General features: G+C 41.6%; 3 protein-coding genes. 1 reads left to right on the forward strand and 2 read right to left on the reverse strand.

The window, feature by feature from the left end:
- Positions 1-151: 151 nt before the first annotated feature.
- On the reverse strand, positions 152-589 hold the full coding sequence (locus tag AB4Z33_RS30530) for a DUF3888 domain-containing protein (RefSeq protein WP_442053501.1): 438 nt from the start codon (positions 587-589) through the stop codon (positions 152-154).
- Between the two features lie 850 nt (positions 590-1,439).
- On the opposite strand from AB4Z33_RS30530, the gene AB4Z33_RS30535 reads away from it, so the two are divergent.
- A complete protein-coding gene (locus AB4Z33_RS30535; RefSeq protein WP_442053503.1) occupies positions 1,440-2,705 on the forward strand; it encodes an IS110 family transposase in 1,266 nt (421 codons plus the stop codon).
- A gap of 388 nt (positions 2,706-3,093) precedes the next feature.
- On the opposite strand, the gene AB4Z33_RS30540 is transcribed toward AB4Z33_RS30535, so the two are convergent.
- Positions 3,094-3,526, reverse strand: a 433-nt coding sequence (locus AB4Z33_RS30540; protein ID WP_442053502.1) for a hypothetical protein, incomplete at its 5' end; no start/stop codon positions are given.

Consider the following 3,526-nt stretch of genomic DNA (forward strand, 5'->3'; position numbering starts at 1 on the left):
TCCCATCATCCTTTTCTTCAATTTAACTACAGGATGAACTCCTGCGAATTCATGAGTCTGAGTGAGGAAATTGAATCATTTCGAGGGAGCTTAACAAAAAAAGGGAGCAGCTGCCGTAATGCAAACTGCTCCTTGTATGTTTTCGCACCCATTACTTCAAAAGATCTTGGTAATTTGGAGGGAAATCGAACTTATTCGGTCCTATAAGATTTTCGAAATTATTTAGCTCAACCCCAGCAGGTGAGATCCGATATGTAAAAACATCTTCACCGACTGGGATATGAGGTCCGACTGTTGGATGCACATCAAGTTTGATTAAAAAATCAAAACCACGGAAACCATTGACTCTTTCGGTGTGTGTTACATCAACAAAATAAGGATAAATATCTGGTGATCCTGGTACTAAAAATACATCTGAATATACCTCAGCAAGCTTCTCTCGCATATGCGGTAGTAAAAGTAACACCAGCATATCTTGAAGTTGCAGTTCCCTCGAGTCCTCAAGTGGCTTCTTACCGATTGCATTACAAATAGTGGTTTGCGTTCCGACCATTGAAAGTAGGATTACAAAGCAAATTAAAACTTTCAAGAGAATTCCCCTCTCTTTACTTATTTCACCTATCACAAATTAATCTGTCCAGGTAAGGGAAGTGTATTCATTAGTGTAATCTGCCCATTACTACAACGAACAATGGCAATCGATCGCGTGGCCGGTTGCCGTCATGTCGTTGAGCTATTTCCTCCCGTTAGCGGATTGACCGAAAGCTCTCATGTGTAATATAACAAAAGCCGATGAGCCCTTTGGAGCAGCGGGTACCTTCATCTAATGGCTTGTGGCTAAGGATACAAGTTCTTGTCCATTTCGGTTAAGGATATAAGTTCTTGTCCTCGAGTTTGGACAAGAACTTATATCCTTAAAACAAAAAAACCGCTATTTACGCGGTTTCATATGCATATATGTTCTTGTCGTCCGACACATGGCTTGTGTCACAATCGTGTTGTTGTTTTAGTTCATATATTTTATAGCTTTTATTTCTGTTTGGTGTTTGATGTGCTTTGTCTAACAAAAATCTACTCCAGACATCTCTTTAGATAAGCAGAAAGCAGCCTCCTGTTCAATCATTATTTAAAACAGACATTTTGTTGAAAGTTACAGATCTCGGCAACTCGACACTTCGGATCTCCGCTCACGCTCAATAAACCGAAAGCGGATTTCTGATCTACTGCCGGTTTATTGTTTTGAACTAAAGTTGCTAATGTAACGAAGTTGCCGATCGCGCTGACAGCTTTGTCCTGGTGGTTAATTGAACTAACGTCTCCCGTTAGAATTCCTGTAAAACGAATAATTTGGAGTTTGAACAAAAACGAGCGCCTCGTTACGATGGGATTATGCAACGGGTCAAAAGCCCTTTWAATCCACATCAGGAGGTCGCTCTATCATRAAGTTTAAGGCACAAGACAAGCAAAATCAACTCATAGAAAACATTACCGTCCATCACTTGGTTATCGGCGTAGACATCGCCCAAGAATCCCATGTAGCCCGCGCTGTCAGCTTTCGTGGAATTGCTCTAGGAACTCCACTCGAGTTCGGTAACCATCGTGAAGGWTTCAATTTGTTCGCACATTGGATTCAGGATMTACTYAAATCMWACAAGCTTAGYAGCGTCATAGTTGGCATGGAGCCAACTGGCCACTACTGGTTTAGCCTTGCACGTTGGCTCCTCGATCAAGACATTGAGCCYGTTCTKGTTAATCCTCATCTCGTCAAAAAGAACAAAGAAAACCGAGATAATACACCTTCTAAAAGTGACTATAAAGATGCACTCGTCATTGCAGACATGGTCAAAAACGGGTATTACTCCCCCGTTCGTTTTCATCCAGAAGCTTTYGAGGAACTTCGCATTCTAATGGCAAACCGAGAAACGGTTACTAAACGCCTTAACGCCGCCGTTAATCAGATTCATCGCTGGGTGGACATTGTCTTTCCTGAACTTCGTCAAGTCTTTAAAATCCTTACTTGCATTAGTGCGATCGCAACACTAAGACTCTTCCCTTTACCGAAAGAGATCAGTGAGTTAACTACGGAACAAGTACTTTGCGGYTGGAAGCAATATGTAAAGCGGCATGCTGGAGTTAAACGTGCTGAACTGCTCATTTCACTTGCAAAATCCAGTGTGGGCACCACTCAAGCACTCCACGCTTACAAGCTCCATCTTGGGCAATTACTCGAAGAGTTTGACCTGGCAACGCGTCAGCTTGAACAAATTGAGCACGAGCTCCGCCTCATTCTTGAGCGTATTCCTTATGCACAGAAGCTTYTTGAARTACGCGGTGTYTATGTAACAAATCTAGCTGGTGTACTCGGGGAGGCTGGWGATCTAAGCGGATATACGCACGGAAATGCTTTACTTCGTCATGCTGGGYTAAATCTAGCTGAGGCTAGTTCTGGAAAATGGCGAGGAAAGATGGTGCTCAGCAAACGAGGCCGGCCACGTTTACGTCATTTTCTTTATCTCATGACGATGAGTATGGTTATGACAAATCCAGAAATTCGAGCCTCACATCGTTACAATGTAGAGGAAAAGAAMCTGAAGAAGATGAAATCCATCATGAAATTAATGGGTAAAGTAGCCCGAATGCTAATCGCTTTGGCTAAAAACARGACCGCTTACGAACCGATCAAGGTATTCCCACAAGCAGCATAAAACCTATTAATCCTCATCARCTCATGCATTCGCAGGATGACAAGAAGCACGGAGTATCGGGATACGTTACGCAAAAGGGCTATGACCCGTTCCGTTAGAAAGACCGACCTCCACCCCTTAGTTAAGACGTGACGAAGGAATGAAAGGGCTATGACCCGTTGAGACATGGGAGCGAGAATCGCTAAGGMGAAGTGGAGATGTGCGCATAATGGAACAATATGGGTGATTCCTATCCACCCTTTATTTACGCATGCCTTTTTCCCCATCTCCCAGCTACCGGCTCTCCCATCATCCTTTTCTTCAATTTAACTACAGGATGAAMTCCTGCGAATTCATGAGTCTGAGTGAGGAAATTGAATCATTTCGAGGGAGCTTAATAGTGTGTCGCCTACAATAAATCAGCAATCGCTTTTTCAGTTTCAACTCTCAGATGATTCGGTGATTTGACCGCATAATTGATACTCGCTAATTCAAAAACATAAGCATCTTCTTTAGCATTATAATAACGCAGCATTTGCTTATTACCCAACCTTACTGATTTATTGTTTTTGAACTCCTTAGATAAGTCCCACTTACTTTTTGATAAAGTTATGGTAACCCCATTTGAGTACTTAATAGTAACTGAAGGATTTACAAATCCATCATCGTATTTTTCAACAGAATTTATCTCCCATTTATCCGGTAAAGAAGGAGTATGATCTACCATTAGCACCTCCCCAACTTTTTGTATTGAAATCGAAGTACTCTTATCGGATTCTTGAAAAATTGAACAACCTGAAATTATAAACAAGTTAAATATGAAAAAAACTAATACTTTATTC

The sequence above is a fragment of the Paenibacillus sp. 2TAB19 genome (genome assembly GCF_052115185.1).
Classification (GTDB): domain Bacteria; phylum Bacillota; class Bacilli; order Paenibacillales; family Paenibacillaceae; genus Pristimantibacillus.